This is a genomic window from Variovorax sp. GW821-FHT10D07, assembly GCF_059415325.1.
Genome location: NZ_JBWKMZ010000014.1, coordinates 77,474 through 104,435, shown reverse-complemented (window position 1 = coordinate 104,435; position 26,962 = coordinate 77,474). Strand labels below are relative to the sequence as shown.

Below are 26,962 nucleotides of genomic sequence, written 5' to 3'. Positions count from 1 at the left end.
CTGCGGAATCCGGCGCGATCGACCTGCGAATCAGCCGCCGGGCGACAAGGTTGAAGACAGGTGTTTGGCTTGCAGCCGGGGGGTGCCATGCTCGAGCACGCCGCCCACGGTGAAGAACGATCCGAAGACCACGATTCTATCAGCGGGGTCCGAGCGCTCGATGGCCGCCTGGAGCGCCTGCATGGGGTCGGCGAAGACCTCGCCGGTGGCGTCCTTGCGCGTGTTCTGGGCCTGCCATGTCGCCAGCAGGTCGGCCGCCTTGGCGGCGCGCGCGGTCGGCAGGTCGGTGAAGTACCAGCGGTCGATCAGCGGCCCGATGCGCGCGAGGATCGGCGCCAGGTCCTTGTCCGCCATCACGCCGAACACGGCATGGGTGGTCGGGTAGAAGCCCATCGCGTCGAGGTTCTCTGCCAGCGCGGCCACGGCATGCGCGTTGTGCGCCACGTCGAGCACCAGCACCGGCTGGCCCGGCACGATCTGGAAGCGCCCCGGCAGCTCGACCATCGCGAGGCCGCTGCGGATCGCCTGTGCCGTCACCGGCAGCTGCTGGCGCAGCGACTCGAGCGCCGCCAGCACGCCGGCCGCATTCACCAACTGGTTGGCGCCGCGCAGCGCCGGATAGGCCAGCCCGCTGTAGCGTCGGCCGCGGCCGCTCCAGCCCCACTGCTGCTTGTCGCCGGAGACGTTGAAGTCGCGCCCGAAGCGCCAGAGGTCGGCGCCGATGGCCTCGGCATGGTCGATCACGCTCTGCGGCGGCATCGGGTCGCTCACGATGGCCGGCTTGCCGGCGCGCAGGATGCCGGCCTTCTCGAAACCGATGCTCTCGCGGTCGGGACCGAGGAATTCCATGTGGTCAAGGTCGATGCTGGTGATCACCGAGCAGTCGGCGTCGATGATGTTGACCGCGTCGAGCCGGCCGCCCAGGCCGACCTCGAGGATCGCCACGTCGGGCTTCTCCTCGATCATGCAGCGCAGGATGCCGAGCGTCGTGAACTCGAAATAGGTCAGCGGCATGTCGCCCCGGGCCTTTTCCACGGCTTCGAAGTTTGCTATCAGTTTGGAAGCATCAACGGATTGGCCCGACAGGCGCAGCCGCTCCTCGAAATGCACCAGGTGGGGCGAGGTGAAGACCGCCGTGCGATAGCCTGCGTGGATCAGGATCGACTCCAGCATGGCGCAGGTCGAGCCCTTGCCGTTGGTGCCGGCCACCGTGATCACGGGGCAGCCGAAGCGCAGCGCCATGCGCTGGGCCATCTCGCGCGCGCGCTCGAGTCCGAGCTCGATGTTCTTGGGATGCAGTCGCTCGGCGCGCTCGAGCCAGTCGTTCAGGGTTTCCATGGAGGCCGGGATTGTCGCCCACCCGCCGCTCGCGCATCATCGGCGCCATGACAACCCCTTCGACCACTCTGTACGGCATTCCGAACTGCGACACCGTCAAGCGCGCCCGCACCTGGCTCGACGACCACAACGTGGCCTACGGCTTCCACGATTTCAAGAAACAGGGCGTGCCCGAGGCCGAGCTCGACCGCTGGCTGGCCGCGCTGGGCTGGGAAACGCTGGTCAACCGCCGCGGCACCACCTGGCGCAAGCTCGACGACGCCACGCGCGAATCGGTGGTCGACGCCGCCTCGGCGCGCGCCGTGCTGCTCGCCAATCCCAGCCTGATCAAGCGGCCGGTGGTGGACTGGCACCAAAAGGCGCGCCAGGCCGACATCACGGCCGGCTTCGACGCCGAACAATGGGCCAAGACGCTGTAAGCGACTGTGAAAACCGTGCTGTGAACGCCGTGTAAATGCCGGAACCCGCCTGGCGGGTCGGCGTCGAACCCGGACCGGGCGCAGCCGGGCTCCCCTCGCAGTGCACCGCGTCCGATCCGCAGGAGTCTCCAACATGAATACCCAGACCATCCGTACCGTCCTCGGCCTCTCGCTGGCCGGCGTCCTCGCCGCCAGCGCGGGCCTGGTCCATGCCCAGTCGGGCCAGACCGTGCAGGCGCGCGTGCTCTCGGCCACGCCGGTGCGCGACGGCGCCGGCACCAGCTACAACGTCACCTACGAGTACAACGGCCGCCGCTACACCACGCGCACCGACTACCAGCCGGGCGCCACCATCCCCGTCGAGGCCAACGCCTACGGCGTGACCACCGCGCCGGTGACGCCGCAGAACCAGCTCACGCCCTACCCGGTCGAAACCGACAACCGCGGCTATGCGCAGCAACCGCCGCCACAGCAGCAAGGCCAACAGTACGCCACGGGCTCGCCCTGGGACGACGTCGTGCCCGAGCCGGGCGTGGTGGTGTCGGGCACGCAGCCGGCCCCGGTCTATGCCCAGCCCGCCTACCCGGCCGCGGTCTATCCGGCGCCGGTCTACGTGCAGCCGGCCTATGCCTATCCGCAGCCCTACGTCTACCCGCCGGTCGGCATCTCGCTGAACCTCGGCTACTCGCGCGGCTGGGGCGGCGGCTACCGGGGCTACGGCGGTTACCGCGGCGGCTACGGCGGCTGGCGCGGCGGCGGCTACCACGGCTGGCACCGCTGAGGCGGCCGGCCGGCCAGGCGCCGCCGGCCAAGCCCCTAAAATCGAGGACTTCTCCAACCCCTGAGGGGTGCGCCGCCTGCGCGGTGCCGTCCTCGACCAGCCGAACGCCACCGGCGCCGGCGCCATTCCATGACGATTACCGACACCCTGAACAGCGCCGCTGTGGCCACCAAGGCCAATGTCTACTTCGACGGCAAGTGCGTGAGCCACAGCCTCACGCTGGCCGACGGCACGAAGAAATCGGTCGGCGTGATCCTGCCGTCCACCCTGACCTTCAACACCGGCGCCCCCGAGATCATGGAAGGCACCGCCGGCAGCTGCGAATACCAGCTCGCGGGCACCACCGAGTGGATCGCCTCCGGCCCCGGCCAGAAGTTCGACGTTCCGGGCAACTCCAGCTTCCAGATCCGCGTGAGCGGCGAGCCCTACAGCTACATCTGCCACTTCGGCTGAACCGCACGGAGCCCCAGCATGTCGACCATCCTCCAAAACGTTCCCGCCGGCCAGAAGGTCGGCATCGCCTTCTCGGGCGGCCTCGATACCAGCGCGGCGCTGCACTGGATGCGCAACAAGGGCGCGATCCCCTACGCCTACACCGCCAACCTCGGCCAGCCCGACGAGCCCGACTATGACGAGATCCCGCGCAAGGCGATGCTCTACGGCGCCGAAAACGCGCGCCTGATCGACTGCCGCGCGCAGCTCGCCAACGAAGGCCTGGCCGCGCTGCAGGCCGGCGCCTTCCACGTCACGACGGCCGGCGTCACCTACTTCAACACCACGCCGCTGGGCCGCGCGGTCACCGGCACGATGCTGGTGTCGGCCATGAAGGAAGACGACGTCCACATCTGGGGCGACGGCAGCACCTACAAGGGCAACGACATCGAGCGCTTCTACCGCTACGGCCTGCTGACCAACCCGAGCCTGAAGATCTACAAGCCCTGGCTCGACCAGGTCTTCATCGACGAGCTCGGCGGCCGCGCCGAAATGTCGGCCTTCATGCAGCAGGCCGGCTTCGCCTACAAGATGTCGGCCGAGAAGGCCTACTCGACCGACTCCAACATGCTCGGCGCCACGCACGAAGCCAAGGACCTCGAGCATCTGAACAGCGGCATCCAGATCGTGCAGCCGATCATGGGCGTGGCCTTCTGGAAGGACGAGGTCGAGGTCAAGCGCGAAACCGTCTCGGTGCGCTTCGAGGAAGGCGTGCCGGTCGCGCTCAACGGCGTGAGCTACCCCAACCTGGTCGAGCTGATTCTCGAGGCCAACCGCATCGGCGGGCGCCACGGCCTGGGCATGAGCGACCAGATCGAGAACCGCATCATCGAGGCCAAGAGCCGCGGCATCTACGAGGCCCCCGGCCTCGCGCTGCTGTTCATCGCCTACGAGCGCCTGGTGACCGGCATCCACAACGAGGACACCATCGAGCAGTACCGCGACCACGGCCGCCGCCTGGGCCGCCTGCTCTACCAGGGCCGCTGGTTCGACCCGCAGGCCATCATGCTGCGCGAAACCGCCCAGCGCTGGGTGGCGCGCGCGATCACCGGCGAGGTCACGGTCGAGCTGCGCCGCGGCAACGACTACTCGATCCTCAACACCGAGTCGCCGAACCTCACCTACAAGCCCGAACGCCTGAGCATGGAAAAGGTCGAGGGCGCGTTCACGCCGCTGGACCGCATCGGCCAGCTGACGATGCGCAACCTCGACATCGTCGACACGCGCGAGAAGCTCGGCATCTACACCAAGACCGGCCTGCTGGCCTCGAGCCAGGGCGCGGCGCTGCCGAAGCTCACGAACGACGACAGCGGCAAGGGCGAGTAAGCCTTTCCAAGCCCCAACGAAAAAGCAGGCCTCGCGCCTGCTTTTTTCTTTGGTGCCACCGTTACGGGGCGCTCAGTCCCCGCCGCCTCCGCCCCCGCAACCCCCACCGCAACCGCCGCCATCGCCACCGCCCGAATCCCCGCCGCCGCCATCGCCGCCGCTCGATTCGCTGCCGCCGAAGCCGCCCGCATCGCCGCCACAGCCACCGCTCGACGAGCTGCCTTCGCCGAAGCTCGTGCCGCAGTGAGCATCGGAGCCGGCCTGCCGATCGATGTCGCGGCAGTCGGGCACGTAGTTGAAGCCACCCTCGATGCCGAACTTGACGTCGAGCGCGAACAGCAGCGGCAGCCGCGCCGGCTTGCGCGGATCGATGCTCTCCTCCTTGCAGGCCCAATACCAGCTGCGGCGCAGCCCGTCGTTGCGCTTGGGGTCGCGCCCCAGCACCTCGGCCGGCGTGTGGTGCAAGAGGCCGCCGAAGGCCGCCTGGCACCAGTGCTGGTAGCCCTGGGTATGGAGGATGAACTCGTGCCAGGCGGTGTCGGCCACCTTCGAGGGCATGCCGACGAACTTGCGCCCGCTGCGCAGGTGCGCCATGAAGAACTGCCGCAGGCCGCGCAGCACCAACTCGGCGTCGCGCCGGCTCAGCTGCGGATGGGCCGCGATCAGCTTGTGGACCAGGAAGGGCGGCAGCCGCGCCTCGCGGATGAACTGCCGGCGCAGGCTGGTCTCGAACCAGCCCATCACGGCCACCAGCAGCCCGGTGCCGATGAATCCCAGCGCCACGCTCCACCAGCGCCCGCGCGAGAACACCAGCGCGGCGATCGCCGCCACGATCACGAGCCGCCGCAGCCACACCAGCGCGGAAATGCGCCGGCGGTAGTTCAGGTGCAGGAAGTCGAGATCCATGCGGCCAGGCCGGGACGATGCCGGGTCAGACCACCACCGGCTCGGGCTCCAGCCGGATGCCGAAGCGCTCGTACACGCTGGTCTGGATCGCCTTGGCCAGCGTCATCACCTCGCCGCCGGTCACCGGGTTCTCGTTGCCGCCGCGGTTGACCAGCACCAGCGCCTGCTTCTCGTAGACGCCGGCATTGCCCACCGACTTGCCCTTCCAGCCGCAGGCGTCGATCAGCCAGCCGGCCGCGAGCTTGATGCTGCCGTCGTCCATCGGGTAGTGCACGATCTTCGGCTCGCGCGCGATGATGTCGGCGCACTGCTCGGGCGTGACGGTCGGGTTCTTGAAGAAGCTGCCCGCGTTGCCCAGCACCCGCCAGTCGGGCAGCTTGGCGCGGCGGATGGCGCAGATCCAGTCGAAGATGTCGTTCGCATCGGGCGTGAAGTTGCCGGTTTCCTCCATCCTGCGTTCCAGGTCGAGGTAGCCCGCCACCGCCTTCCAGGGCTTGGGCAGCCGGAAGCGCACGCGCGTGATCAGCGCGCGGCCCGCCAGGCCGAAATCGTTGGCGCCGCCGGCGCCGCGCACGTGCTTGAACACCGAATCGCGATAGCCGAAGGCGCATTGCGCCGCGTCGAGCGTGAAGCTGCGGCCGGTTTCCAGATCGAAGGCATCGAGCGAATCGAAGCGGTCCTGCAGCTCGACGCCATAGGCGCCGATGTTCTGCACCGGCGAGCCGCCCACCGTGCCCGGGATCATCGCGAGGTTCTCGAGCCCCGGGTAGCCCTGCGCCAGCGTCCACTGCACGGTGTCGTGCCAGACCTCGCCGGCGCCGGCCTCCACGATCCAGGCGCGCGAGGTCTCCTCGACCAGCCGGCGGCCCTGGATCTCCACCTTCAGGACCAGCGGCTTCACGTCGCCGGTCAACACGATATTGCTGCCGCCGCCCAGCACGAAACGCGGCGCGTCGCGCCATTCGGTGTCGGCATGCAGCGCGGCCAGGTCGGCCTCGCTCGCGATGCGCACCAGGTGCTGCGCGCGCGCGACGATGCCGAAGCTGTTGTACGGCTGCAGCGGGACGTTGTGCTCCACGATCATGGGAGAATTGTCGCATCCAGCTACCGTGACATCTGAGGAGAGCCCATGCCGTCTTTCGACACCGTCTGCGAACCCAATCTGCCCGAGGTCAAGAACGCCGTCGAGAACACCGCCAAGGAAATCGCCACCCGTTTCGACTTCAAGGGCACCGCGGCTGCCGTCGAGCTCAAGGACAAGGAAATCACCATGACCGGCGATGCCGAGTTCCAGCTCGTGCAGGTCGAGGACATCCTGCGCAGCAAGCTCACCAAGCGCAGCGTCGACGTGCGTTTCCTCGACAAGGGCGACGTGCAGAAGATCGGCGGCGACAAGGTCAAGCAGGTCATCAAGATCAAGAACGGCATCGAGGGCGACATCGCCAAGAAGATCCAGCGCCTGATCAAGGACAGCAAGATCAAGGTGCAGGCCGCGATCCAGGGCGACGCGGTGCGCGTCACCGGCGCCAAGCGCGACGACCTGCAGGCCGCCATGGCGCTGATCAAGAAGGACGTGCCGGATACCCCGCTGTCCTTCAACAACTTCCGCGACTGAGCCCCGGTCCATGAAGGCATTCGCCGTTGCCGCGTTCGTTCTGGCCGCGGTGGCGGCGCCGTCGGCCCAGGCCGCCGACTCGGTCATGCTGACCGGCACCATCGGCAGCCGCGCGATCCTGATCGTCAACGGCAGCGCGCCCAAGACGGTGGCCGTGGGCGAAAGCTTCCAGGGCGTGAAGCTGGTCTCGCTGCAGTCCGAGCAGGCGGTGGTCGAGTCCGAGGGCAAGCGCGTCACGCTGCGCATGGACACGCCCGTGAGCATCGGCGGCGGCGGTCCCTCGGGCGGCAGCGGCAACCGCATCGTGCTGCCGGCCGACAGCCGCGGCCATTTCATGACCCAGGGCCTGATCAACGATCGCCCGGTCACCTTCATGCTCGACACCGGCGCGACCACGGTCGCCATGTCGGTGGCCGACGCGCAGCGCATCGGCCTCGACTACAGCAAGGGCCGGCCGGTGCAGGTCAACACCGCCAACGGCGTGGCGCCCGGCTATCTGCTGCGGCTGCGCTCGGTGCGCGTGGGCGACGTCGAGGTCTACGACCTCGAGGCCATCGTCTCGCCGCAGTCCATGCCCTTCGTGCTGCTGGGCAACAGCTTCATCAACCGCTTCTCGATGCGGCGCGACGCCGACCAGATGGTGCTCGAGAAGCGCTATTGAAAGCGCGGCCCGATCAGGCCTGCGCTGCGGTCACCACGATCTCGATCTTGTAGCCGGCGTTGGCCATCTTGGCCTGCACCGTCGCGCGCGGCGGCGTGTTGCCGGCCGGGATCCAGGCGTCCCAGACCTCGTTCATCGCCGTGATGTCGGCGATGTCGGCCAGGAAGATCTGCGTCATGAGGATGCGCGACTTGTCGCTGCCGGCCTCGGCCAGCAGCCGGTCGACCATCGCCAGCACCTGCTGGGTCTGGCCGCGGATGTCCTGCGTGGTGTCGTCGGGCACCTGGCCCGCGAGGTAGATGGTGCCGTTGTGCACCGCGGTCTCGGAAAGACGCGGTCCGACGTGGAAGCGGGTGATGGTGCCCATGGTGATCCTTCAGTCCTTTTTCTTTTTGGAGCCCAGTTTGGACTCGGTGCCGGCGGCGAGCCGGCGGATGTTCTCGCGATGCCGCCAGATCAGCAGCAGGCTCATGACGATGATGGCGACCAGCGCCGTGCGGCTCAGCGGCCACGCGATGCCGCCGCCGATCAGGTAGTAGGCCGGCGCGAAGAAGGCGGCGACCAGCGAGGAGAGCGACGAGTAGCGGAAGAACACCGCGATGATCAGCCAGGTGGCGCCGGTCGCGAGCCCGAGCCAGGGCGCGATGCCGACCAGCACGCCGGCCGCCGTCGCCACGCCCTTGCCGCCCTGGAAGCCGAAGAACACCGGGTACAGGTGGCCGAGGAAGGCGGCCACGCCGGCCACCGCGGCCACGCCGTCGTCCAGGCCCCATTGCGCGCCCCAGTGGCGGATCACGAACACCGGCACCCAGCCCTTGATCGCGTCGAGCAGCAGCGTGGCCAGCGCCGCGCCCTTGTTGCCCGAGCGCAGCACGTTGGTCGCGCCGGGGTTCTTGCTGCCGTAGCTGCGCGGGTCGGCCATGCCGAGCGCCCTGCTCACGATGACGGCGAAGGACAGCGAGCCGAGCAGGTACGACGCCACGATGGCGATCAGGGTAGGCAGGTGAAAGGTCAAGGCGGGTCTCCGCGGATCGGTGTTGTTCTTCGGGGGACGCATCGCCGCGCCGATGCGCCCCGGGCGGGACGCGCAGCGCCGACGATCGAATCGCAGGAGCCGGCTATTCTGCCAGCGCGCACTCCACCGGCGTCGCGCCCAGCAGCTGCACGCACACCTGCGGGTCGATGCCGATCAGGTAGCCGCGCCGCCCGCCGTTGAGCACGATGCGCGGCAGCGCGAGCACCGTCGCCTCCACGTACACCGGCATCTCGCGCTTGGTGCCGAAGGGCGAGGTGCCGCCCACCATGTAGCCGCTGTGGCGCTGCGCCACCTCGGGCTTGCAGGGCTCGACCGACTTGGCGCCGATCTGCCGCGCGAGGTTCTTGGTCGACACCGTGCGGTTGCCATGCATCAGCACCACCAGCGGCTTGGCGTCCTGGTCCTGCATCACCAGCGTCTTGATCACCATGAAGGGATCGAGCCCCAGCATCTCGGCGCCGCGCTGGGCGCCGCCGTGCTCCATGTATTCGTAGGGGTGCTCGGTGAACGCGACCTTGTGGGCGCGCAGCAATTGGGTGGCGGGCGTCTCGGAGACGTGGGCGTTCTTCTTGGCCATGGCAAACGGTAAGGACGGCACCCCTTCAGGAGCGCTTCAGCAAAAAACTTATTGTTTTACGATAAACTTTTATCGATTAACAACCAACATGGGTGCGCCATGCAGCATACGCCAGCCTCGCCCTCGCTTCATCTCGCGCGGCATGCCCGCGTCGTCCAGGCGCTGGCCCTCGCGGGCGCAGCGCTGCTCGTCGTGCAGCCGCTGTTGCTGCTGCTGGCCCACCGCTGGGAATGGACCGGCTTCCTCGGCGCCGCGAGCTTCCTCGGCCTGCCCGGCCCGCCGCCCGACGAGGCCGCGCGCTGGCGCACCGCGCTGGTCAGCCTGCTGCCCGTGAGCGGCGGCCTGTATGCGCTGCGGCAGATCTGGCGGCTGTTCGGCGAATACCGCCACGGCCGCGTGTTCGGCGCCGCCGCGCAAGACGCGCTGATGCGCTTCGCCTGGGCCGTGCTGCTGCTGTCGCTGCTGTTGCCGCTCGCGCGCGGCCTCATGACCGTGGCGCAGAGCCTGGGCAATCCGCCGGGCCAGCGCTTCCTGGCGCTGAGCTTCTCGTGGTTCGACGGCCTGCACATCCTGTTCGGCGCGGTGCTGGTGGCGATCGCGCGCGTCATGGTCGAGGCGCGGCGCCTGGCCGACGACAACGCGGGCTTCGTCTGAGCGATGCCCATCGTCGTCAACCTCGACGTGATGCTGGCGCGGCGCAAGATGCGCTCGCGCGAACTGGCCGAGCACGTGGGCATCACCGAGCAGAACCTCTCGCTGCTCAAGAGCGGCAAGGTGCGCGGGGTGCGCTTCGACACGCTGGAGCGCATCTGCGAGGCGCTGCAGTGCCAGCCGGGTGACCTGCTCGAATGGCGGAGCGACGCGGGCGACTGATGCGGCGGCTCTTCCTGCCGGCGCTCGTGCTGGCCGTGGTCGCCGCGCATGTGGCGGTGCTGTGGTTGCTGCTCGTGGCGACGCGGCCGCACGCGCGGCCGGTGTTTCCGGTGCAGCGGGTCGTCGAGATCGCATGGGTCGATCTGCCGAAGCCGCGCGAAGCGCCGGTGCGGGTCGAGCCCAGGGCATCGGCCCCAGCAGCGGCACGCGTGCGGGCTGCGCCCCCACGCAGCGCGACAACGCCCGAACCGCGATCGCGCGATGCCGTCGCCGCCCCGGCCGAAGCGCCCGCTGCAGTGGCAGCACCGCCCGCCCCGCTGATCCTGAATTCCGAAGCCACGCGCCGCGCCCTGCGCGACAGCGATCGCGCGCCCTCGTTCGCCGAGCGCGCCAACCAGGACTTGAACCCGGCCGGCACGCGCGCAGCGTTCGACAGCCGCCTGAGCGCGGGCCTGTCGGGCGCCGCGCACGGCGACTGCATGAAGGGCCAGTTCAAGGGCGGCGACATGGGCCTGCTGAGCCTTCCCGCGCTCGCCCTGGCGGCCGCGCGCGGCGAATGCGCGCGCTGAACGAGAAGATCAGGCCGCGGGGTCGCGGATCTCCCAGCGGATCGCGTCGATCTGCGCCAGCAGCTCGGGCGACAGCGTCGTGCCCCAGGCATCGATGTCCTCGTCGAGCTGCTCGACCGTGCGCACGCCGATGATGGTGCTCGCCACCTGCCACTTGGTGTAGCAGAAGGCCAGCGCGAGCTTCACCGGCGTGAGGCCGTTGTCGCGCGCGAGCTGGTTGTAGCGGCGCGCGGCCTTGAGCGCGTCGGGCCGGCCCCAGCGCAGCTTGCGCACCGATTCGTAGCGCGTGATGCGCGCTTCCTGCGGCGCGTCCGGGCCGGTGATGCCGCTCTGGTCGTACTTGCCGGTCAAGAGGCCATAGGCCAGCGGCGAATAGGCCAGCAGCGACACGCCGAGCCGGTGCATGGTTTCGTCGAGGCCGTTCTCGGCGCCGCGGCTCGCGAGGTTGTAGACGTTCTGCACCGTCGCCACGCGCGGCAGCCCGTGCTCCTCGGCCAGGCGCACGAACTCGTGCACGCCATAGGGCGTCTCGTTCGACAGGCCGATGGCGCGGATCTTCCCGGCCTTCACCAGCCCGGCCAGCGCCTCGAGCTGTTCGCGGATCGGGGTCTGCGAGACCTCCTTGGCCGGGTCGTAGTAGATGTTGCCGAAGGCCGGCACATGGCGCTCGGGCCAGTGGATCTGGTAGAGGTCGATCACGTCCGTCTGCAGCCGCTTGAGGCTCGCCTCGCACGAGGCCACGATGTCCGCGCCCGTCATGCCCACGCCTTCGCGCACCCAGGGCGTGTTGCGCAGCGGGCCCGCGACCTTGCTCGCCAGCGTCAGCTTCCGGCGCGCGCCGGGGTTGGCCGCGAACCAGTTGCCGATGATGGTCTCGGTCGCGCCGTAGGTCTCCTGGCGCGTGGGCACCGAGTACATCTCGGCCGTGTCGATGAAGTCGACGCCGCGCTCGAGCGAGCGCGCCAGGATGGCATGGGCCGTGGGCTCGTCGACCTGCTCGCCGAAGGTCATGGTGCCGAGGCAGATGGGCGTGACGTGAAGGTCGCTCTGACCGAGTCTGATTTTTTGCATGCGCGGAAATGTACCGCCGGGCTCCGCGGCGCGCTGGCGGTGGTGCCAAACCCGAGCGGCGCGGCCGTCACGCCACTGTCGTCTGGCGGACTGTCCGCTTCGACCCGGCTCCTTATCATCGGAGCCATGTACCACGCCCTCCGTCCCTCGCGCAGCGAATTCGTGCCCGTGCGCAACCTCCGCTACCACGTGCGCCTCTGGGGCCAGCCCTCGGCAGAGCGGCCGCCGCTGGTGCTGGTGCACGGCTGGATGGACGTGGCCGCCTCCTGGCAGTTCGTGGTCGACGCGCTGGCCGAGGAGCGCTTCATCGTCGCGCCCGACTGGCGCGGCTTCGGCCTCACCGACGGCGGCGGGGTCGACAACTACTGGCTGCCCGACTACCTGGCCGACCTCGAATGGCTGCTCGACCACTACGCGGGCGAAGGCGAGGCCGCGCGCCCGGTCGACCTCGTGGGCCACAGCATGGGCGGCAACGTCGTCATGCACTACGCGGGCGTGCGGCCCGAGCGCATCCGCCGGCTGGTCAACCTCGAGGGCTTCGGCATGCCCGCGCGCCAGCCCGAGGAAGCGCCCGCGCGCTACGGCCAGTGGATCGACGAGCTCAAGCGGCTGCACCGCGGCGAGCTCGAGCTCGCGGGCTACTCGGCTGTCGACGGCGTGGCGCGCCGGCTCATGAAGACCAACCCGCGGCTGTCGCAGGACAAGGCCGACTGGCTCGCGAGCCACTGGTCGGCCAGCCGCGCGCAGCCCGACGGCAGCGCGCGCTGGCAGATCCTCGGCGAGGCCGCGCACAAGGTCATCAACGCCAACATCTTCCGCGTCGACGAGGTGCGCGCGCTCTATGCGCGCATTGCCGCGCCCACGCTGATGATCGAAGCGGCCGACGACAGCCTCCAGGGCTGGTGGAAGAACCGCTACACGCTCGAGGAATTCCACCAGCGCCTGGCCTCGGTGCCCTCGGTGCGCATCGAGCAGCTGGCCGATGCCGGCCACATGCTGCACCACGACCAGCCGCAGCGGGTGGCGAAGCTGATCGAGGATTTCCTCGCCTAGTCAGGCCGGCTGCACCGCCCGCCGCAACGCCGCGCGCGCCAGCAGCCGCGTCGAATCGAGCGTCGGCAGCGCCGAGTTCGCATCGCTGATGATCAGCGGGATCTCGGTGCAGCCCAGCACCACCGCGTCGCAGCCCTCCTCTACCTTCATGCGCTCGATCACGCGCTGGAAGCTCGCCACGCCCTCGGGGCTGAAGATGCCGTTGACCAGTTCGTCCATGATCACGCGCCCGGTCTCGTCGCGCTCCCGCGCGTTCGGCCGACGGTACTCGAGGCCGCGCGCCGCGAACCTGGACGGATAGACCTCGCTGTCGACCAGCCAGCGCGTGCCCGTGATGCCGATGCGCCGGAAGCCGCGCCGCACGGCCTCGTCGGCCGCCACCTCGGCGATGTGCAGCCAGGGCAGCGGCGAACGCGGCGCCACGTACTCGAAGGCCTGGTGGATCGTGTTGTCGGGGCAGATCAGGAAGTCGGCACCCGCGGCCTGCAGCTTGCGCGCCGAAGCGAGCATCAGCTCGCCCACGCCGGCCACATCGCCCGCATCGAGGCAGCGCACGTAGTCCGCGAGCGAGGGCGTGTGCATCGACACCTCGGGGTGCGCATGGGGCCCGAGCAGCGCGGCGCCCTCCACGCAGATGGTCTTGTAGCAAAGGGCCGCGCCTTCGGCGGAGCAGCCCACGATTCCGATGTGTTGGCTCATGCCACTCATCCTATGGCCATTGCCCGCATATCCCGCATATGCAAGCTTACGAATATTCGTTCGCGCGCGCGACACCGGCTCCTAGAGTGCCCGGTTCAGTTCTGGAGCCCCTCTCTCATGCGCCCTCTCGCCCTTTCCCGCCGCCTGGCCCTGGCCGGCGGCCTTGCCCTCGCACTGGGCCTCGCCAGCGCGGCCCAGGCCGCCGACCTGCGCGTCGGCTTCATGCCAGGCCCGTACCGCGACGCCTTCACCAAGGGCATCGAGCCCCAGCTCGCCAAGCTCGGCTACACCGTCAAGTACGTCGAATTCAGCCAGGGCGTGCAGCCCAACGACGCGGTCGAGCGCGGCCAGATCGACGCCAACATCTTCCAGCACACGCTCTACCTCAACGCCACCAACCAGCAGCAGAACTTCGACCTGGTGCCGATCGTCCACGTGCCGACGCCGCCGATGGGCCTCTATTCGCAGCGCCACAAGTCGCTGGCCAGCGTGCCCGACGGCGCCACCGTCACGCTGCCGGCCGACCCGGTGAACGCGGCGCGCGCGCTCAACATCCTCGCGGCCATCGGCTGGGTGCAGCTCAAGGCCGGCGTGAACCCGCTGAGCGTGTCCGAGCGCGACATCGCGAGCAACCCCAAGCGCCTGAAGCTGGTGCCGCTCGATGCCGCCCAGGCACCGCGCTCGCTGGCCGACGCCGACCTGGCCGCCGTGCAGGGCAACTTCGCCGTCGCCTCGGGCCTCAAGCTCACCGAGGCGCTCAAGCTCGAGGACATGACCCTGCCCTACGTCAACGTGGTGGCGGTCAAGCGCGGCAACGAGAACGCGAAGTTCGCGAAGGACATCGTTGCCGCCTACCAGTCGGCCGAGTTCCAGCGCGTCTTCCTCGCCAATCCCGTGTGGGCCGGCTACCGCCTGCCCGACTACTTCTCGAAGTGATCGACCGATGAGCGGCTCCGCCACCCGCAGCGCGCCTCCCCGGCGGCTGCACCTGAACGTCAACATCCTGCACTCGGGCTTCGTGCCCTCGGCCTGGCGCCTGCCCGAGGCCGACCCCTGGGCCTTCGCCGACATCCAGCACTACATCCGCACCGCGCAGATCGCGGAAGCGGGCAAGCTCGACGCGATCTTCCTGGCCGACAACGCGGCCATCGTCGACCAGATCCACTTCCGCCCGATCACCGCGCTCGAGCCCACCATCCTGCTGGCCTGCGTGGCCGCGGCCACCACCCACATCGGGCTGATCGCCACCGCCTCGACCAGCTACAACGAGCCCTACAACATCGCGCGCCGCTTCTCCACGCTCGACCACGTGAGCAATGGCCGCGCGGGCTGGAACATGGTGACCACGGCCGACCTGCCCTCGGCGCGCAACTTCGGCCTCGAGGCCACGCCCGACCATGCGAAGCGCTACGCGCGCGCCTCGGAGTTCGCCGACATCGTGAAGGCGCTGTGGGACAGCTGGGAAGACGGCGCCTTCGTCGGCGACAAGGCCGCGGGCAGCTTCGTCGACGCCACCAAGGTGCACGCCATCGCGCACCGCGGCGAGCACTTCGCGGTGCAGGGCCCGCTGAACCTGCCGCGCGCGCCGCAGGGCCATCCGGTGCTGGTGCAGGCCGGCGCCTCGGCCGACGGGCGCGAGCTCGCCTCGCGCCATGCCGAGGCCGTCTTCTCGGCCTCGCAGTCCTTCGAGGAATCGCTGGCCTATGCGCGCGCCCTCAAGACCCGCGCGGCCGAGTTGGGCCGCGGCCCCGACGCGGTGAAGGTGCTCGCGGGCCTCACCACCATCGTCGGCGGCACCGAGGCCGAGGCGCTGCGCCGCCGCGACGAGCTGGTCGACCTGATCCCGTGGGACTACAGCCTCACGCGCATCGCGGGCACGCTGGGCATCACGCCCGATCGCCTGAAGCTCGACGAGCGCCTGCCCGAGAACCTGCCGCTGCCCGGCAATGGCAACGGCAACCACACCTTCTTCAACGCGGTGGTGGCGGCGGGCCGCACCCATGGCTACACGGTGCGCCAGCTGATCCGCGAACTCGCGGGTGGCGGCGGCCACCGCGTGATCGTGGGCACGCCCGAGCAGATCGCCGACGACATCGAACACTGGTTCAAGGGTGGCGCGGCCGACGGCTTCAACCTCATGCCCGATGCGCTGCCGCACGGGCTCGAACATTTCGTCGACGGGGTGGTGCCGATCCTGCAGAAGCGCGGGCTGTTCCGCACCGAGTACGAGGGGCGCACCCTGCGCGATCACCTCGGGCTGGCGCGGCCCGAAGGACGGACGGCGCAGCGCCTGGCGGCTTAGAAAGAAGAAAGGGAAACGCCGCCGGGGGGAGCGGCGGCGGCGGGCCTCAGCCCTCGTCGGCGTCGTTCCCCGTCAGCGACAACACCTCTTCGACGAAGGCCTCGAAGCCCGGCAGCGCCGCATGCGGCAGCGCATCGTCCGCGCCCTCGCCGTCGTCGAAGAACACCCGGGCCCGCCCCACCGGCAGCGCGACCCATTCGCCGGCCTCGAGCAGCAGGCCCATATAGCCCTCGCCCTCGGGCACGTAGAACAACCCGGCCTGCCCGAGCACGCGAACCTCCTCGCCCGCGAGCGGCGCGGGGGCATCCTCGCGCCCCCATCGCACGCCCTGCGCGGCCAGCCGGTCGGTGATCCAGCCGTCGCACACATGGGTGTCGCTCCAGCTCGCTTGCGCATCGAACACGGCCAGCACGGGCATGGGAAGGTCCCTCTCAGGAAAGTAGTTGGTTTATTGCAGGAAGCTGGGCTTCGCGTAGCCCTGGAACTTCGTGTCGACCACCATCTTGAACTCCTTCGAGTGGTAGGCCTCGACGAGGTCCTTGGCCCAGGCGGTGTTCTTGTCCGCGGTCTTCACGGCCACGACATTCAGGTAGTAGTCGGGCGTCTTCTCGAGCACCACCGCTTCGGTGAGCTTCAGGCCCGAGGAGATCGCGAAGTTGCCGTTGATGATCGCGTACTCGGTGTCGCCGAGCGAGCGCGGCAATTGTGCGGCCTCGAGCGGAATGAACTTCAGCTTCTTGGGGTTGTCGGCCACGTCCTTCTCGGAAGCGCGCAGCGGATCCACGCCCTGCTTGATCGTGATCAGCTTGTTCTGCTCCAGCAGCACCAGCGCGCGCGCCAGGTTGCTCGGATCGTTCGGCAGCGTCACGCGGTCGCCTTCCTTCAGGTCGGCCAGCGTCTTGCGCTTGGTCGAGTACACGCCCAGCGGCGCGATCGGGCCCTGCACCAGTTCGGCCAGGTCCAGCTTCTGGTCGGCCGCGAATTTCTTCAGGTAGACCTGGTGCTGGAAGAAGTTGGCATCGAGCGAACCCTGGGCCAGCGCCAGGTTGGGCTGCACGTAATCGTTGAATTCGACCAGCTTCACCTTGTAGCCCTTCTTCTCGAGGATCGGCACGATGCCTTGCTTGAGCTGGTCGATGTTCGAGCCGGCGGTGCCGCCGATCGTGAGGTTCTTCTTGGCGTCCTGCGCCTGCGCCGGCAGCGAGAGGCCGCCGAGCGACAGCGCGGCGAGGGACAGGGCGAGGACGGAACGGCGCAGCAGTGCGGTGGTCATGACGGAAGGCTTTGCAGGAAAGAAAGAGAAAAGGGAACGGGAGAAGAAACGAATCAACGCTTGTCGAGCCTGCGCGCCGCGGTGTTGCCGACGAATTGCAGGATCTGTACCAGCACCACGAGCAGCGCCACGGTGAGCACCATCACGTCGGTCTGGAAGCGGTAGTAGCCGTAGCGGATGGCCAGGTCGCCGATGCCGCCGCCGCCCACCACGCCGGCGATCGCCGAGTAGGAGAGGAAGCTCACCGCGAGCACCGTGAGCGCCAGCACCAGGCCCGAGCGGGCCTCGACCACCAGCACGCGCCAGACGATCTGCAGCTCCGAGGCGCCCATCGCATGGGCCGCCTCGATCACGCCGCGCGGCACCTCGCGCAGGCACTGGTCGACCAGCCGCGCGAAATAGGGAATGGCCGCGAAGGACAGCGGCACCGCCGCGGCCAGCGGCCCGATCGAGGTGCCCGCGATGATGCGCGTGAACGGCACCAGCGCCACCAGCAGGATGATGAAGGGGAAGGAGCGCACCGTGTTCACGAGCCAGTTCAGGATCAGGAACGCGGGCCGGTTGGCGAGCGACTGGCCCGGGCCGAGCAGGAACAGCAGGATGCCCAGCGGACCGCCGATCAGCACCGCGGCCGACAGGCCGATGGCCAGCATCATGAAGGTCTGGCCGGTCGCGACCCAGAGCTCGGGAAGGATGGGGGCGATGTTCTCAAACATAGGCCACCTCCAGCGCGCTGCGTTGCGTGGCAACCGGGGCGCTGGCCGAGGCGGCTTCGCCAGCCTCGCGCGCTTCGCGTGCATCGCGCTCGCGGCGCCGCACCAGCTCGTCGATCTCGCGGCCCAGCGCGGTCTTGCGCGCCTCGCTCGGCGCGGCATCGACCTCGAACTGCTCGACCAGCCGGCCCTTCTCGAGGATCGCCACGTTGCGGCACAGCACCTCGACCACCGACAGCTCGTGCGTCACGATCACGATGGTCACGCCGATCTTCTGGTTGATGTCGCGCAGGGTCTCGAGCAGCGAGCGCGTGGTCTCGCTGTCGAGCGCCGAGGTCGGTTCGTCGCACAGCAGTACCTGCGGGCGCGGCGCCAGCGCGCGGGCGATCGCCACGCGCTGCTTCTGGCCGCCCGAGAGCTGGGCCGGGTAGGTGTCGATCTTTTCCGACAGGCCCACCAGTTCCAGGCATTCGCGCACGCGGGCATCGATCTCGGCGCGCGAATGGCGGCCGTGGATCTTCAGCGGGAAGGCCACGTTGTCGAACACCGTGGCGTTCTGCAGCAGGTTGAACTGCTGGAAGATCATGCCGATGTTCTGGCGCGTGTCGCGCAGCTCGCGGCGCGACAGCGTCGTGAGGTCGCGCCCGCCGACCAGCACGCGGCCCGCGTCGGGCCGCTCGAGCAGGTTGATCAGGCGCAGAAGGGTCGACTTGCCGGCGCCGCTCTTGCCGATCAGGCCGAACACGTCGCCCTGCTGGATGTCGAGCGACAGCGATTGCACGGCGTCGAAGACCTCGCCGCTGGGCAGCGCGAAGGACTTCTGCACCGACTGGAGGCGGATGACCGGTTCCGCGCTGCCGCGGGCCGGGTCGGACGATGGGTTGCTCATGTCTGGGGGAACCAAGGAACGGATGCGTGCGGCCGCCAGGAAAAACCATCGGCCACGTATTCGCAAAAAGGTGCCGAGTATGAAAAGAAAGGCATCGAAAGGGAACGAACAAATCGGGCGATGCTTATTCCTGAAATCACATAAAGAAGCGCCGACGTTCAACCACATACACCATAAAGCGAGCAGGGGCTCCCATATGGATATGCGCATTGGTTCGTTCCCATCGCGCCCGCCTGCTGCCACATTCGCGCCTTTCTTTTTCGAGCGCACCGCGCCACCCCAACCATGCACAGCATCCTTCGCCGCCGCGGCCTCCTTGCCGCCACCCTGGCGGCTTCCCTCCTCGGCGGCATCGCCGGCGGCGCCCAGGCCCAGGACAACAAGAACACCGTCAAGGTCGGCATCTCGGTCGGCAACGCCGAGCAGATCTTCGAGGTGGTGAAGAAGGTCGCCGCCAAGGACGGCCTCACGGTCCAGGTCGTGGTCTTCAACGACTACCAGCTGCCCAATGCAGCGCTCGCGGCCGGCGACCTCGACGCCAATGCCTTCCAGCACCAACCCTTCCTCGACAACCAGATCAAGGCGCGCGGCTTCGACCTCGTGCCCGTGGGCCTGACCATCACCGCGCCGCTGGGCTTCTATTCGAAGAAGCTCAAGAGCATCGACCAGTTGCCCGAGGGCGCCGCGGTCGGCATCCAGAACGACCCGTCGAACGGCAACCGCGCGCTGCTGCTGCTGCAGCAGGCCGGCCTGATCACGCTCAAGCCCGAGGCCGTGAAGAACAACACCGCAACCCCGCTCGACGTGGTGACCAACCCCAAGAAGCTCAAGCTGGTGCCGCTGGACGCCGCGCAGCTGCCGCGCTCGCTCGACGACCTCGTGATCGCCGCGATCAACAACGACTACGCCGAGAAGGCCGGCCTCTCGTTCAACAAGGACGCCGTGATCAAGGAATCGCCCAAGGGCCCCTACGCCAACCTGATCGCCGTGCGCCGCGCCGACAAGGACAAGCCCTGGGCCAAGCGCCTGGTGGCGGCCTACCAGTCGCCCGAGGTCAAGAGCTTCATCGAGACCCAGTTCAAGGGCGCGCTGGTGCCCGCGTTCTGACGCCGCCGCTCCACGCACTCCCGGCCCCCCTGCGCGCGCCGCGCCCAGGGGGCTTTTCGCCTTGGGCGGCACCGGAATGGCACTCCCCATGGGGTCATCCGCCACCCGTGAGAAAATGGCGGGTTCCCTGGAGGGCACGCCCCTCCTCCCCTCGCCAACCCACACAGTCAGGACCACCCCATGGACGCAGAACAAATCAACCAGATCGGCGCAACGCTTGCGGACCTGAGCGTGCGGACGGTGGATCTCCGGAGGTATCTTTGACTACGATGCCAAAGCCGAACGTCTGAGGACGGTCAACGCATCGCTCGAAGATCCCAACGTCTGGAACGACCCCAAGAAGGCCCAGGAACTGGGCAAGGAAAAGAAGTCGCTCGACGACGTCGTCGTCACGCTCGACCGCCTCACCAGCGGCCTGTCGGACAACACCGAGCTCTACGAGATGTCGAAGGAAGAAGGCGACGTCGACGGCCTGCAGGCCATCGCCGATGACGCCGCCACGCTCGAAGCCGACATCAAGCAGCTCGAGTTCCGCCGGATGTTCAACAACCCGGCCGACCCGCTGAACGCCTTCGTCGACATCCAGGCCGGCGCCGGCGGCACCGAGGCCTGCGACTGGGCCAGCATGCTGCTGCGCCAGTACACCAAGTACGCCGAGCGCAAGGGCTTCAAGATCCAGCTCGAGGACGAGACCCCGGGCGACACCGCCGGCATCAAGAGCGCGACCATCAAGGTCGAGGGCGACTACGCCTTCGGCCTGCTGCGCACCGAGACCGGCGTGCACCGCCTCGTGCGCAAGTCACCGTTCGACTCCTCGGGCGGTCGCCACACCAGCTTCGCGAGCATCTTCGTCTACCCCGAGATCGACGACTCCATCGAGATCGAGATCAACCCGGCGGACGTGCGCACCGACACCTTCCGTGCCAGCGGCGCGGGCGGCCAGCACATCAACAAGACCGACTCGGCCGTGCGCCTCACGCACATCCCGACCGGCATCGTGGTGCAGTGCCAGGACGGTCGCAGCCAGCACAGCAACCGCGACGTGGCGTGGAAGCGCCTGCGTTCGCGCCTGTACGACCACGAGATGCGCAAGCGCCAGGAAGAGCAGCAGAAGCTCGAGGACAGCAAGACCGACGTGGGCTGGGGCCACCAGATCCGCAGCTACGTGCTGGACAACAGCCGCATCAAGGACCTGCGCACCAACGTCGAGATCTCGGCCACCCAGAAGGTGCTCGACGGCGACCTCGACGTGTTCATCGAAGCCTCGCTCAAGCAGGGCGTCTGATCCTGCCTCTTCCTTTTCGTCACCACCGCAACCACCCGCGCAGCCCCGCATGAACCTCAACGGCAAGGTCGAAGCCCTGATCTTCGACATGGACGGCACCATGATCGACTCCATGCCCTGGCATGCGCGCTCGTGGGTCGAGTTCGTGGCGCGCCACGGCCTGGTGCTCGACGTGAGCGACATCCTCGCGCGCACCACGGGCCGCACCGGCGCCGAGTGCATGCGCGAGCTGTTCGAGCGCGAGCTGTCCGACGCCGAGTGCCTGGCGCTGGTGCACGAGAAGGAAGAGATCTACCGCGCGATGTTCAGCGACAACTTCACCGAAGTCGCCGGCTTCACCGCCTTCGCCAGGTCCGCCGTCGCGCGCGGCCTGAAGGTGGCCGTGGGCACCGCGGGCGATCGCCACAACATCGAGTTCGCCATGTCGCGCCTGAAGATGGACCCGCTGCCGCTGGCCATCGTCGGCGGCGACGAAGGCTTCAGCGGCAAGCCCACGCCCGCCATCTTTCTCGAGGCCGCGCGCCGCATCGGCGTGGCGCCCGAACGCTGCATCGTGTTCGAGGACGCCCCCTTCGGCATCGAGGCCGCGCGCCGCGGCGGCATGCGCGCCGTGGCCGTGTGCAGCACCCACAGCGCCGCCGAACTCGCCGGCCCCCACGTGATCGCCGCCGTGCGCGACTACAACGAACTCGCCCATTCGAATTTTCTGGAGACCCTCGATGCCGTTGCTGCCTGATTTCAGCGGTGCCCAAGCCGCACCGAACGCCATCCGCCGCGAAGACTACGCACCGCCGGCCTTCTGGATCGACACCGTCGACCTCACCTTCGACCTCGACCCGGCCAAGACCCGCGTGCTCAACCGCATGCGCATGCGCCGCAACCCCGACGTGCCGGCGCAGCCGCTGCGCCTGGACGGCGACGAGCTCAACCTCGCGCGCGTGCTGGTCAACGGCCAGGGCGCCTCGTTCCGCATGGAAGGCGACCAGCTCGTGCTCGACGGCCTGCCCGCGGCGGAAGAAGGCTCGTTCGAGCTCGAGCTCTTCACCACCTGCTGCCCCATCAAGAACACCAAGCTGATGGGCCTGTTCGTGAGCGAGGACACCTTCTTCACGCAGTGCGAGGCCGAGGGCTTCCGCCGCATCACCTACTTCCTCGACCGGCCCGACGTGATGGCGATGTACACCGTCACCCTGCGCGCCGCCAAGGCCGCCTACCCGGTGCTGCTGTCGAACGGCAACCTGGTCGAGCACGGCGACCTGCCCGAGGGCCGCCACTTCGCCAAGTGGGTCGATCCCTTCAAGAAGCCCAGCTACCTGTTCGCGCTGGTCGCGGGCAAGCTGGTGGCGCGCGAGCAGCGCATCAAGGCGCGCAGCGGCAAGGAACACCTGCTGCAGGTGTACGTGCGCGCCGGCGACCTCGACAAGACCGAGCACGCGATGAACTCGCTGATCAACTCGGTGCTGTGGGACGAGGCCCGCTTCGGCCTGCCGCTGGACCTCGACCGCTTCATGATCGTGGCCACCAGCGACTTCAACATGGGCGCCATGGAGAACAAGGGCCTGAACATCTTCAACACGAAGTACGTTCTGGCCAACCAGGCCACCGCCACCGACGCCGACTACAGCAACATCGAGAGCGTGGTCGGCCACGAGTACTTCCACAACTGGTCGGGCGACCGCGTGACCTGCCGCGACTGGTTCCAGCTCTCGCTGAAGGAAGGCCTCACCGTCTTCCGCGACCAGGAGTTCAGCCAGGACCTGTGCGCCGATGCCTCGGCGCGCGCCGTCAAGCGCATCGAAGACGTGCGCGTGCTGCGCACCGCCCAGTTCCCCGAGGATGCCGGCCCCATGGCTCACCCGGTGCGGCCCGACAGCTACATCGAGATCAGCAACTTCTACACCGTCACCATCTACGAGAAGGGTGCCGAGGTCGTTCGCATGATGCAGACCCTGGTGGGCCGCAAGGGCTTCGAGAAGGGCATCACCCTCTACTTCGAGCGCCACGACGGCCAGGCCGTGACCTGCGACGACTTCGCCCAGGCCATCGCCGATGCCAACCCCGACTCCGAACTCGCGCGCCTGCTGCCCCAGTTCAAGCGCTGGTACAGCCAGGCCGGCACCCCGCGCCTGAAGGCCAGCGGCGTGTACGACAGTGCCAACCGCAGCTACACCCTGAGCGTGCTGCAGAGCTGCCCGCCCACCCCGGGCCAGCCCAGCAAAGACCCGTTCGTCATTCCGCTCAACCTCGGCCTGCTCGACGCCAGCGGCCGCGAGCTGCCCGTGCAACTCGAGGGCGAGGCCGAAGGCAGCGCCGGCACCCGCACCCTGGTGCTGTCGCGCGCCGGCGAGCAGTTCACCTTCACCAACCTCGACGCCGAGCCCGTGCCCTCGATCCTGCGCGGCTTCAGCGCGCCGGTGATCCTCGACTTCGAGTACAGCGACGCCCAGCTGCTGACCCTGCTGGCCAACGACCCCGATCCCTTCAACCGCTGGGAAGCCGGCCAGCGCCTGGGCCTGCACGCCGCGCTGCAGGGCATCGCCGCCCTGGCCACCGACACCACCCCGGTGCTCGGCGAGGCCTACCTCGAGGCCATGCGCAGCGTGCTGCGCCATCCGCAGCTCGACCCGGCCTTCAAGGAACTGGTGCTCACCCTGCCGTCGGAAACCTACATCGCCGAGCAGCTCGACGTGGTCGATCCGCAGCGCGTGCACCTGGTGCGCGAAGCCATGCGCGCCCAGCTCGCCACCGCCCTGTTCAGCGACTGGCAGCAGGCCTACGAAGCGCACCACGACACCGGCGCCTACAGCCCCGATCCGCTGAGCTCGGGCCGCCGCGCCCTGGCCGGCATGGCGCTCAACTTCCTGTGCCTGGCCGCGCGCTCCTCGGGCGACACCGTCTGGCCCGGCAAGACCCTGCAGCGCTTCAAGGACGCGGGCAACATGACCGACCGCTTCAACGCGCTCAACGCCCTCGTGTCGTCGGGCCACACCCTGGCCGCGCAGGCGCTCGCGCGCTTCCATGCCCTGTTCAAGAACGAGGCCCTGGTCATCGACAAGTGGTTCTCGCTGCAGGCCGGCGCCAGCGACCGCGGCGGCGACATCCTGCCGCTGGTGAAGCAGCTCATGAAGCACCCCGACTTCTCGCTGAAGAACCCCAACCGCGCGCGCAGCGTCATCTTCAGCTACTGCAGCGCCAACCCCGGCGCCTTCCACCGCCCCGACGCCGCCGGCTACGTGTTCTGGAGCGAGCGCGTCATCGAGCTCGACGCCCTCAACCCCCAGGTGGCCGCCCGCCTCGCGCGCGCCCTCGACCGCTGGAGCAAGCTCGCCGAGCCCTACCGCAGCGCCGCGCGCGAAGCCATCGCGCGCGTGGCCGCCAAGCCCGACCTGAGCAAGGACACCCACGAAGTCGTGACCCGCGCCCTGGCCGGCAGCTGATCCGCACACAAGCAACGCATCGAAGAGAAACCGAAGAACCCTCATGGCTCAACAGAAGATTTCCCTCACCCGCTACCTCGTCGAACAGCAGCGCGCCGACGGCCTCATCCCCGGCCAGCTGCGGCTGCTGCTCGAAGTGGTTGCCCGTGCCTGCAAGAGCATCAGCCAGGCCGTCAACAAGGGCGCCCTGGGCGGCGTGCTCGGCACCGCCGAGAGCGAGAACGTGCAGGGCGAGATCCAGAAGAAGCTGGACATCATCGCCAACGAGGTGCTGATCGAGGCCAACGAATGGGGCGGCCACCTCGCCGCCATGGCCAGCGAGGAGATGGACAGCATCTACGTCGTGCCCAACCGCTACCCGCAGGGCGAGTACCTGCTCATGTTCGACCCGCTCGACGGCAGCAGCAACATCGACGTCAACGTCAGCATCGGCACCATCTTCAGCGTGCTCAAGAAGCCCGACGAGCACCCCGGCGTGCAGGAGGGCGACTTCCTCCAGGCCGGCACCCAGCAGGTGGCGGCCGGCTACTGCATCTACGGCCCGCAGACCACCCTCGTGCTGACCGTGGGCAACGGCGTCGCCATGTTCACCCTCGACCGCGAGCAGGGCAGCTTCGTGCTGACGCAGGAAGACATCCAGATTCCGCCCGACACCAAGGAATTCGCGATCAACATGAGCAACATGCGCCACTGGGACGAGCCCGTGAAGCGCTACATCGACGAATGCCTGGCCGGCAAGGAAGGCCCCCGCGGCAAGGACTTCAACATGCGCTGGATCGCCAGCATGGTGGCCGACGTGCACCGCATCCTGATGCGCGGCGGCGTGTTCCTGTACCCCTGGGACAAGCGCGAGCCCGAGAAGGCCGGCAAGCTGCGCCTGATGTACGAGGCCAACCCCATGAGCTGGCTGGTGGAACAGGCCGGCGGCGCCGCCACCAACGGCAAGCAGCGCATCCTCGACCTGCAGCCCACCAAGCTGCACGAGCGCGTCAGCGTGATGTTGGGTTCGCGAAACGAAGTCGAGCGCCTGACGCAGTACCACGCTCAAAAGCCCTGAAAACCTCGCTATAATCGAAGGCTTCGCCGGTGTAGCTCAGTCGGTAGAGCAGCTCATTCGTAATGAGAAGGTCGGGTGTTCGATTCATCTCTCCGGCACCAAACGCAGTAAGGAAAGCCCGCTATCAACTCGATAGCGGGCTTTTTTCTTTTCGGCGTCATGTAGCCACCATGTAGCCAATCGAGCACTCGTTTCCGGTTGGAAGACAGACCTCACGGGCGGAATGGCTTCCTGCCTCACCCCAAGCCCTGCCCTGCTGACCCGCACCGCCAATCTGGCCTCTCGGCCGCGTCTCAGGCTTCTCGCAAAGAAGGCCGGCCCGGCCGCTTCGGAGCCGCCGAACACCCGCTGGACCGCCTGGACTCGCCCGCTTGAGCTACGGCTGCGCCAGCGGCCGTGGTGGAGGTTTTGGCGCGCTCAGTGAGAGCTCACGCCCTCACCATCGGCTGGCTGCCCCTGAGACGCCATAGCCGGCGCAATCAGCGCTGCTGCACAGTCCCGCTGGCTTCGGTGCGGCTTCGCGATCGGCGGATTGGCTCTCCCTGGGCGGCCGCGGGAGCGACATAGAGGCGGTCCAGAATGTTGACTTCGAGAGCGAGGACGAATTCGAGATGGCCAAGCCCACCCGCACCGCTGAGCAGCTGCGCGAACTGCTGCTGGAGCGACTCAAAGAGATACCAGACCTGCGCGGCGAAGGGACTGACGCCTACCGCGGCGGCGTCATCTGGATGGACCCCGACGGCGGATTTTCCAACTGGACCATGCGCCTGATGCCCGACGGCGGCGAGCATCGCTCCGACATCTTGCAGGCCATCCGCACGCTGCAGGGGCAGTTCGACTTAGAAGACTGAGTGCGAAAAAATTTCGTGCACGCTTCCCCCGCGCGGCCTCGACCAGGCCAGCACGATGGGGCGTCGCGCTTGCGCGGAGTTCTGGAGACCTCGCCCTACTGGCAAAGAATCGGGGATCGTAGGTGCCCGCAATCACGGATATGCAAAAGCCAGCTGGGTGCGCGCTGATCACGGCGTGTGTATGTTGTGCTTCGGTTGAGTGCGGCTTCGGCTGCAGCAGTGGTGGTCGCGGGCGCGCCATCGTCATTCAGCCCGAAGCTGGTATCGCCCGATGCCGCGATCTCGAGGAGCTCAGCGGCCTGCTGCGGCGTCAGTGCGCCGGTGATTTCGTTGGTTTGGAATAAGTCGCTGGATGTCGTCATGTCTGCCCCGGCACATATCGCCGTGGCCGCAATGGACATCCGCATTCGGAACACTGGTCAGGGCTGAAGCCCTACCCGGTACACCTCCAGTTGGGGGAATTGCCTCGTGCTCTTTCGAGGGAGGCGCCGGCTCTCACGAGCGGGCTACGTCACGATCTGCTTTCGCTTCACATTTGAACGCACTTTGCCGAGGTCCACGCGCATCGGGAACCCCTGCAGGGGGTGCCATTGGCCAAGAGTTACACCTTTAAAATTGCAGCGCCGCGCTAA

The 26,962-nt window shown here is 68.2% G+C and carries 31 protein-coding genes and 1 tRNA gene; 19 read left to right on the top strand and 13 right to left on the bottom strand.

The annotated features are described in order from the left end of the window. Positions 1 to 30: 30 nt before the first annotated feature. Positions 31 to 1,350, bottom strand: a complete 1,320-nt coding sequence (gene folC / locus AC07PU_RS32520; protein ID WP_495322528.1) for a bifunctional tetrahydrofolate synthase/dihydrofolate synthase — start codon at positions 1,348 to 1,350, stop codon at positions 31 to 33. 35 nt (positions 1,351 to 1,385) lie between these two features. Here folC and AC07PU_RS32515 point away from each other — a divergent pair, with 35 nt between their 5' ends. The 4 genes from AC07PU_RS32515 to argG all read left to right on the top strand — a co-directional run bounded on the left by AC07PU_RS32515 (position 1,386) and on the right by argG (position 4,356). Next, positions 1,386 to 1,757, top strand: a complete 372-nt coding sequence (locus tag AC07PU_RS32515) for an ArsC family reductase (RefSeq protein WP_495322423.1) — start codon at positions 1,386 to 1,388, stop codon at positions 1,755 to 1,757. A gap of 133 nt (positions 1,758 to 1,890) precedes the next feature. Next, positions 1,891 to 2,538, top strand: coding sequence for a hypothetical protein (locus tag AC07PU_RS32510; RefSeq protein WP_431509940.1), 648 nt, complete (start codon positions 1,891 to 1,893; stop codon positions 2,536 to 2,538). 129 nt (positions 2,539 to 2,667) lie between these two features. Next, entirely contained in the window at positions 2,668 to 2,991 is a 324-nt protein-coding gene (ppnP, locus tag AC07PU_RS32505; RefSeq protein WP_093340218.1) for a pyrimidine/purine nucleoside phosphorylase, read from the top strand. 18 nt (positions 2,992 to 3,009) lie between these two features. Next, a complete protein-coding gene (argG, locus tag AC07PU_RS32500) occupies positions 3,010 to 4,356 on the top strand; it encodes an argininosuccinate synthase (protein ID WP_093340219.1) in 1,347 nt (448 codons plus the stop codon). A gap of 72 nt (positions 4,357 to 4,428) precedes the next feature. Here argG and AC07PU_RS32495 read toward each other — a convergent pair whose 3' ends face one another. Both AC07PU_RS32495 and murB read right to left on the bottom strand, forming a co-directional pair. Beyond that, positions 4,429 to 5,262 (bottom strand): glycine-rich domain-containing protein, encoded by an 834-nt coding sequence (locus AC07PU_RS32495; protein WP_495322422.1) that lies wholly within the window; start codon positions 5,260 to 5,262, stop codon positions 4,429 to 4,431. 25 nt (positions 5,263 to 5,287) lie between these two features. After that, on the bottom strand, positions 5,288 to 6,346 hold the full coding sequence (gene murB, locus AC07PU_RS32490) for a UDP-N-acetylmuramate dehydrogenase (RefSeq protein WP_208507904.1): 1,059 nt from the start codon (positions 6,344 to 6,346) through the stop codon (positions 5,288 to 5,290). 45 nt (positions 6,347 to 6,391) lie between these two features. Between murB and AC07PU_RS32485 the strand changes: the two genes are divergently transcribed. Next, the gene (locus tag AC07PU_RS32485; RefSeq protein ID WP_093340224.1) at positions 6,392 to 6,877 is read left to right on the top strand and encodes a YajQ family cyclic di-GMP-binding protein; all 486 of its coding nucleotides are present in this window, start codon (positions 6,392 to 6,394) and stop codon (positions 6,875 to 6,877) included. Between the two features lie 10 nt (positions 6,878 to 6,887). Further along, positions 6,888 to 7,538, top strand: coding sequence for a retropepsin-like aspartic protease family protein (locus AC07PU_RS32480; protein WP_057594895.1), 651 nt, complete (start codon positions 6,888 to 6,890; stop codon positions 7,536 to 7,538). Between the two features lie 13 nt (positions 7,539 to 7,551). Here AC07PU_RS32480 and AC07PU_RS32475 read toward each other — a convergent pair whose 3' ends face one another. The 3 genes from AC07PU_RS32475 to AC07PU_RS32465 form a co-directional block, all read right to left on the bottom strand. After that, the gene (locus AC07PU_RS32475; protein ID WP_093340227.1) at positions 7,552 to 7,905 is read right to left on the bottom strand and encodes a RidA family protein; all 354 of its coding nucleotides are present in this window, start codon (positions 7,903 to 7,905) and stop codon (positions 7,552 to 7,554) included. A 9-nt stretch (positions 7,906 to 7,914) separates the two neighbouring features. Further along, on the bottom strand, positions 7,915 to 8,553 hold the full coding sequence (gene plsY, locus AC07PU_RS32470) for a glycerol-3-phosphate 1-O-acyltransferase PlsY (protein ID WP_093340229.1): 639 nt from the start codon (positions 8,551 to 8,553) through the stop codon (positions 7,915 to 7,917). Positions 8,554 to 8,656: 103 nt separating this feature from the next. Beyond that, positions 8,657 to 9,151 carry an aminoacyl-tRNA deacylase gene (locus tag AC07PU_RS32465; protein WP_398500789.1) on the bottom strand — a complete coding sequence of 165 codons (495 nt, stop codon included), beginning with the start codon at positions 9,149 to 9,151 and terminating at the stop codon, positions 8,657 to 8,659. A 99-nt stretch (positions 9,152 to 9,250) separates the two neighbouring features. Here AC07PU_RS32465 and AC07PU_RS32460 point away from each other — a divergent pair, with 99 nt between their 5' ends. From AC07PU_RS32460 to AC07PU_RS32450, 3 genes are read left to right on the top strand one after another with little or no spacing between them, the layout of a single operon-like run. Beyond that, positions 9,251 to 9,805: a DUF2975 domain-containing protein gene (locus tag AC07PU_RS32460; RefSeq protein ID WP_495322420.1), complete on the top strand. Its 555-nt coding sequence runs from the start codon at positions 9,251 to 9,253 to the stop codon at positions 9,803 to 9,805. Between the two features lie 3 nt (positions 9,806 to 9,808). Then, positions 9,809 to 10,024 (top strand): helix-turn-helix domain-containing protein, encoded by a 216-nt coding sequence (locus tag AC07PU_RS32455; protein WP_093340234.1) that lies wholly within the window; start codon positions 9,809 to 9,811, stop codon positions 10,022 to 10,024. Beyond that, entirely contained in the window at positions 10,024 to 10,593 is a 570-nt protein-coding gene (locus AC07PU_RS32450; protein ID WP_495322419.1) for a hypothetical protein, read from the top strand. Before AC07PU_RS32455 ends, AC07PU_RS32450 begins: the two co-directional genes overlap by 1 nt. A 9-nt stretch (positions 10,594 to 10,602) precedes the next feature. Here the strand turns inward: AC07PU_RS32450 and AC07PU_RS32445 are convergent, their stop codons facing one another. Further along, positions 10,603 to 11,664, bottom strand: coding sequence for an aldo/keto reductase (locus tag AC07PU_RS32445; protein WP_479670485.1), 1,062 nt, complete (start codon positions 11,662 to 11,664; stop codon positions 10,603 to 10,605). Positions 11,665 to 11,790: 126 nt separating this feature from the next. On the opposite strand from AC07PU_RS32445, the gene AC07PU_RS32440 reads away from it, so the two are divergent. Continuing rightward, positions 11,791 to 12,717 (top strand): alpha/beta fold hydrolase, encoded by a 927-nt coding sequence (locus AC07PU_RS32440; RefSeq protein WP_398501815.1) that lies wholly within the window; start codon positions 11,791 to 11,793, stop codon positions 12,715 to 12,717. On the opposite strand, the gene AC07PU_RS32435 is transcribed toward AC07PU_RS32440, so the two are convergent. Then, positions 12,718 to 13,416 (bottom strand): aspartate/glutamate racemase family protein, encoded by a 699-nt coding sequence (locus tag AC07PU_RS32435; RefSeq protein ID WP_495322418.1) that lies wholly within the window; start codon positions 13,414 to 13,416, stop codon positions 12,718 to 12,720. A gap of 117 nt (positions 13,417 to 13,533) precedes the next feature. Here AC07PU_RS32435 and AC07PU_RS32430 point away from each other — a divergent pair, with 117 nt between their 5' ends. Both AC07PU_RS32430 and AC07PU_RS32425 read left to right on the top strand, forming a co-directional pair. Continuing rightward, the gene (locus AC07PU_RS32430; protein WP_296796937.1) at positions 13,534 to 14,352 is read left to right on the top strand and encodes a MetQ/NlpA family ABC transporter substrate-binding protein; all 819 of its coding nucleotides are present in this window, start codon (positions 13,534 to 13,536) and stop codon (positions 14,350 to 14,352) included. A 7-nt stretch (positions 14,353 to 14,359) separates the two neighbouring features. After that, positions 14,360 to 15,718, top strand: a complete 1,359-nt coding sequence (locus AC07PU_RS32425) for an LLM class flavin-dependent oxidoreductase (protein WP_495322417.1) — start codon at positions 14,360 to 14,362, stop codon at positions 15,716 to 15,718. A gap of 46 nt (positions 15,719 to 15,764) precedes the next feature. On the opposite strand, the gene AC07PU_RS32420 is transcribed toward AC07PU_RS32425, so the two are convergent. The 4 genes from AC07PU_RS32420 to AC07PU_RS32405 are packed head-to-tail and all read right to left on the bottom strand — an operon-like array spanning position 15,765 to position 18,593. Continuing rightward, the gene (locus AC07PU_RS32420; protein WP_495322416.1) at positions 15,765 to 16,136 is read right to left on the bottom strand and encodes a hypothetical protein; all 372 of its coding nucleotides are present in this window, start codon (positions 16,134 to 16,136) and stop codon (positions 15,765 to 15,767) included. A gap of 30 nt (positions 16,137 to 16,166) precedes the next feature. Then, positions 16,167 to 16,991 carry a MetQ/NlpA family ABC transporter substrate-binding protein gene (locus AC07PU_RS32415; protein ID WP_495322415.1) on the bottom strand — a complete coding sequence of 275 codons (825 nt, stop codon included), beginning with the start codon at positions 16,989 to 16,991 and terminating at the stop codon, positions 16,167 to 16,169. Between the two features lie 53 nt (positions 16,992 to 17,044). Continuing rightward, on the bottom strand, positions 17,045 to 17,707 hold the full coding sequence (locus AC07PU_RS32410) for a methionine ABC transporter permease (protein ID WP_093340247.1): 663 nt from the start codon (positions 17,705 to 17,707) through the stop codon (positions 17,045 to 17,047). Then, complete coding sequence (locus tag AC07PU_RS32405) at positions 17,700 to 18,593, bottom strand: methionine ABC transporter ATP-binding protein (RefSeq protein ID WP_093340249.1); 894 nt, start codon at positions 18,591 to 18,593, stop codon at positions 17,700 to 17,702. The genes AC07PU_RS32410 and AC07PU_RS32405 overlap by 8 nt, the downstream gene beginning before the upstream one ends. 285 nt (positions 18,594 to 18,878) lie before the next feature. Here AC07PU_RS32405 and AC07PU_RS32400 point away from each other — a divergent pair, with 285 nt between their 5' ends. From AC07PU_RS32400 to AC07PU_RS32370, 7 genes are all read left to right on the top strand, one after another. Further along, positions 18,879 to 19,700 carry a MetQ/NlpA family ABC transporter substrate-binding protein gene (locus tag AC07PU_RS32400; protein ID WP_093340251.1) on the top strand — a complete coding sequence of 274 codons (822 nt, stop codon included), beginning with the start codon at positions 18,879 to 18,881 and terminating at the stop codon, positions 19,698 to 19,700. Positions 19,701 to 19,880: 180 nt separating this feature from the next. After that, a protein-coding gene (gene prfB, locus AC07PU_RS32395; RefSeq protein ID WP_143129059.1) for a peptide chain release factor 2 occupies positions 19,881 to 20,985 on the top strand; the annotation gives its coding sequence in 2 pieces (ribosomal slippage) (positions 19,881 to 19,961 and positions 19,963 to 20,985; 1,104 coding nt in all). A 49-nt stretch (positions 20,986 to 21,034) separates the two neighbouring features. Further along, positions 21,035 to 21,721 (top strand): HAD family hydrolase, encoded by a 687-nt coding sequence (locus AC07PU_RS32390; RefSeq protein WP_495322413.1) that lies wholly within the window; start codon positions 21,035 to 21,037, stop codon positions 21,719 to 21,721. Continuing rightward, the gene (gene pepN / locus AC07PU_RS32385; protein WP_495322412.1) at positions 21,705 to 24,422 is read left to right on the top strand and encodes an aminopeptidase N; all 2,718 of its coding nucleotides are present in this window, start codon (positions 21,705 to 21,707) and stop codon (positions 24,420 to 24,422) included. Before AC07PU_RS32390 ends, pepN begins: the two co-directional genes overlap by 17 nt. A 43-nt stretch (positions 24,423 to 24,465) precedes the next feature. Beyond that, complete coding sequence (locus AC07PU_RS32380) at positions 24,466 to 25,479, top strand: class 1 fructose-bisphosphatase (protein ID WP_093340257.1); 1,014 nt, start codon at positions 24,466 to 24,468, stop codon at positions 25,477 to 25,479. A gap of 25 nt (positions 25,480 to 25,504) precedes the next feature. Then, positions 25,505 to 25,580: transfer RNA gene (locus tag AC07PU_RS32375), tRNA-Thr, on the top strand. A gap of 510 nt (positions 25,581 to 26,090) precedes the next feature. Continuing rightward, positions 26,091 to 26,330, top strand: coding sequence for a hypothetical protein (locus AC07PU_RS32370; protein ID WP_495322411.1), 240 nt, complete (start codon positions 26,091 to 26,093; stop codon positions 26,328 to 26,330). A 95-nt stretch (positions 26,331 to 26,425) separates the two neighbouring features. Here AC07PU_RS32370 and AC07PU_RS32365 read toward each other — a convergent pair whose 3' ends face one another. After that, the gene (locus tag AC07PU_RS32365) at positions 26,426 to 26,692 is read right to left on the bottom strand and encodes a hypothetical protein (RefSeq protein ID WP_495322410.1); all 267 of its coding nucleotides are present in this window, start codon (positions 26,690 to 26,692) and stop codon (positions 26,426 to 26,428) included. Positions 26,693 to 26,962 lie beyond the last annotated feature (270 nt).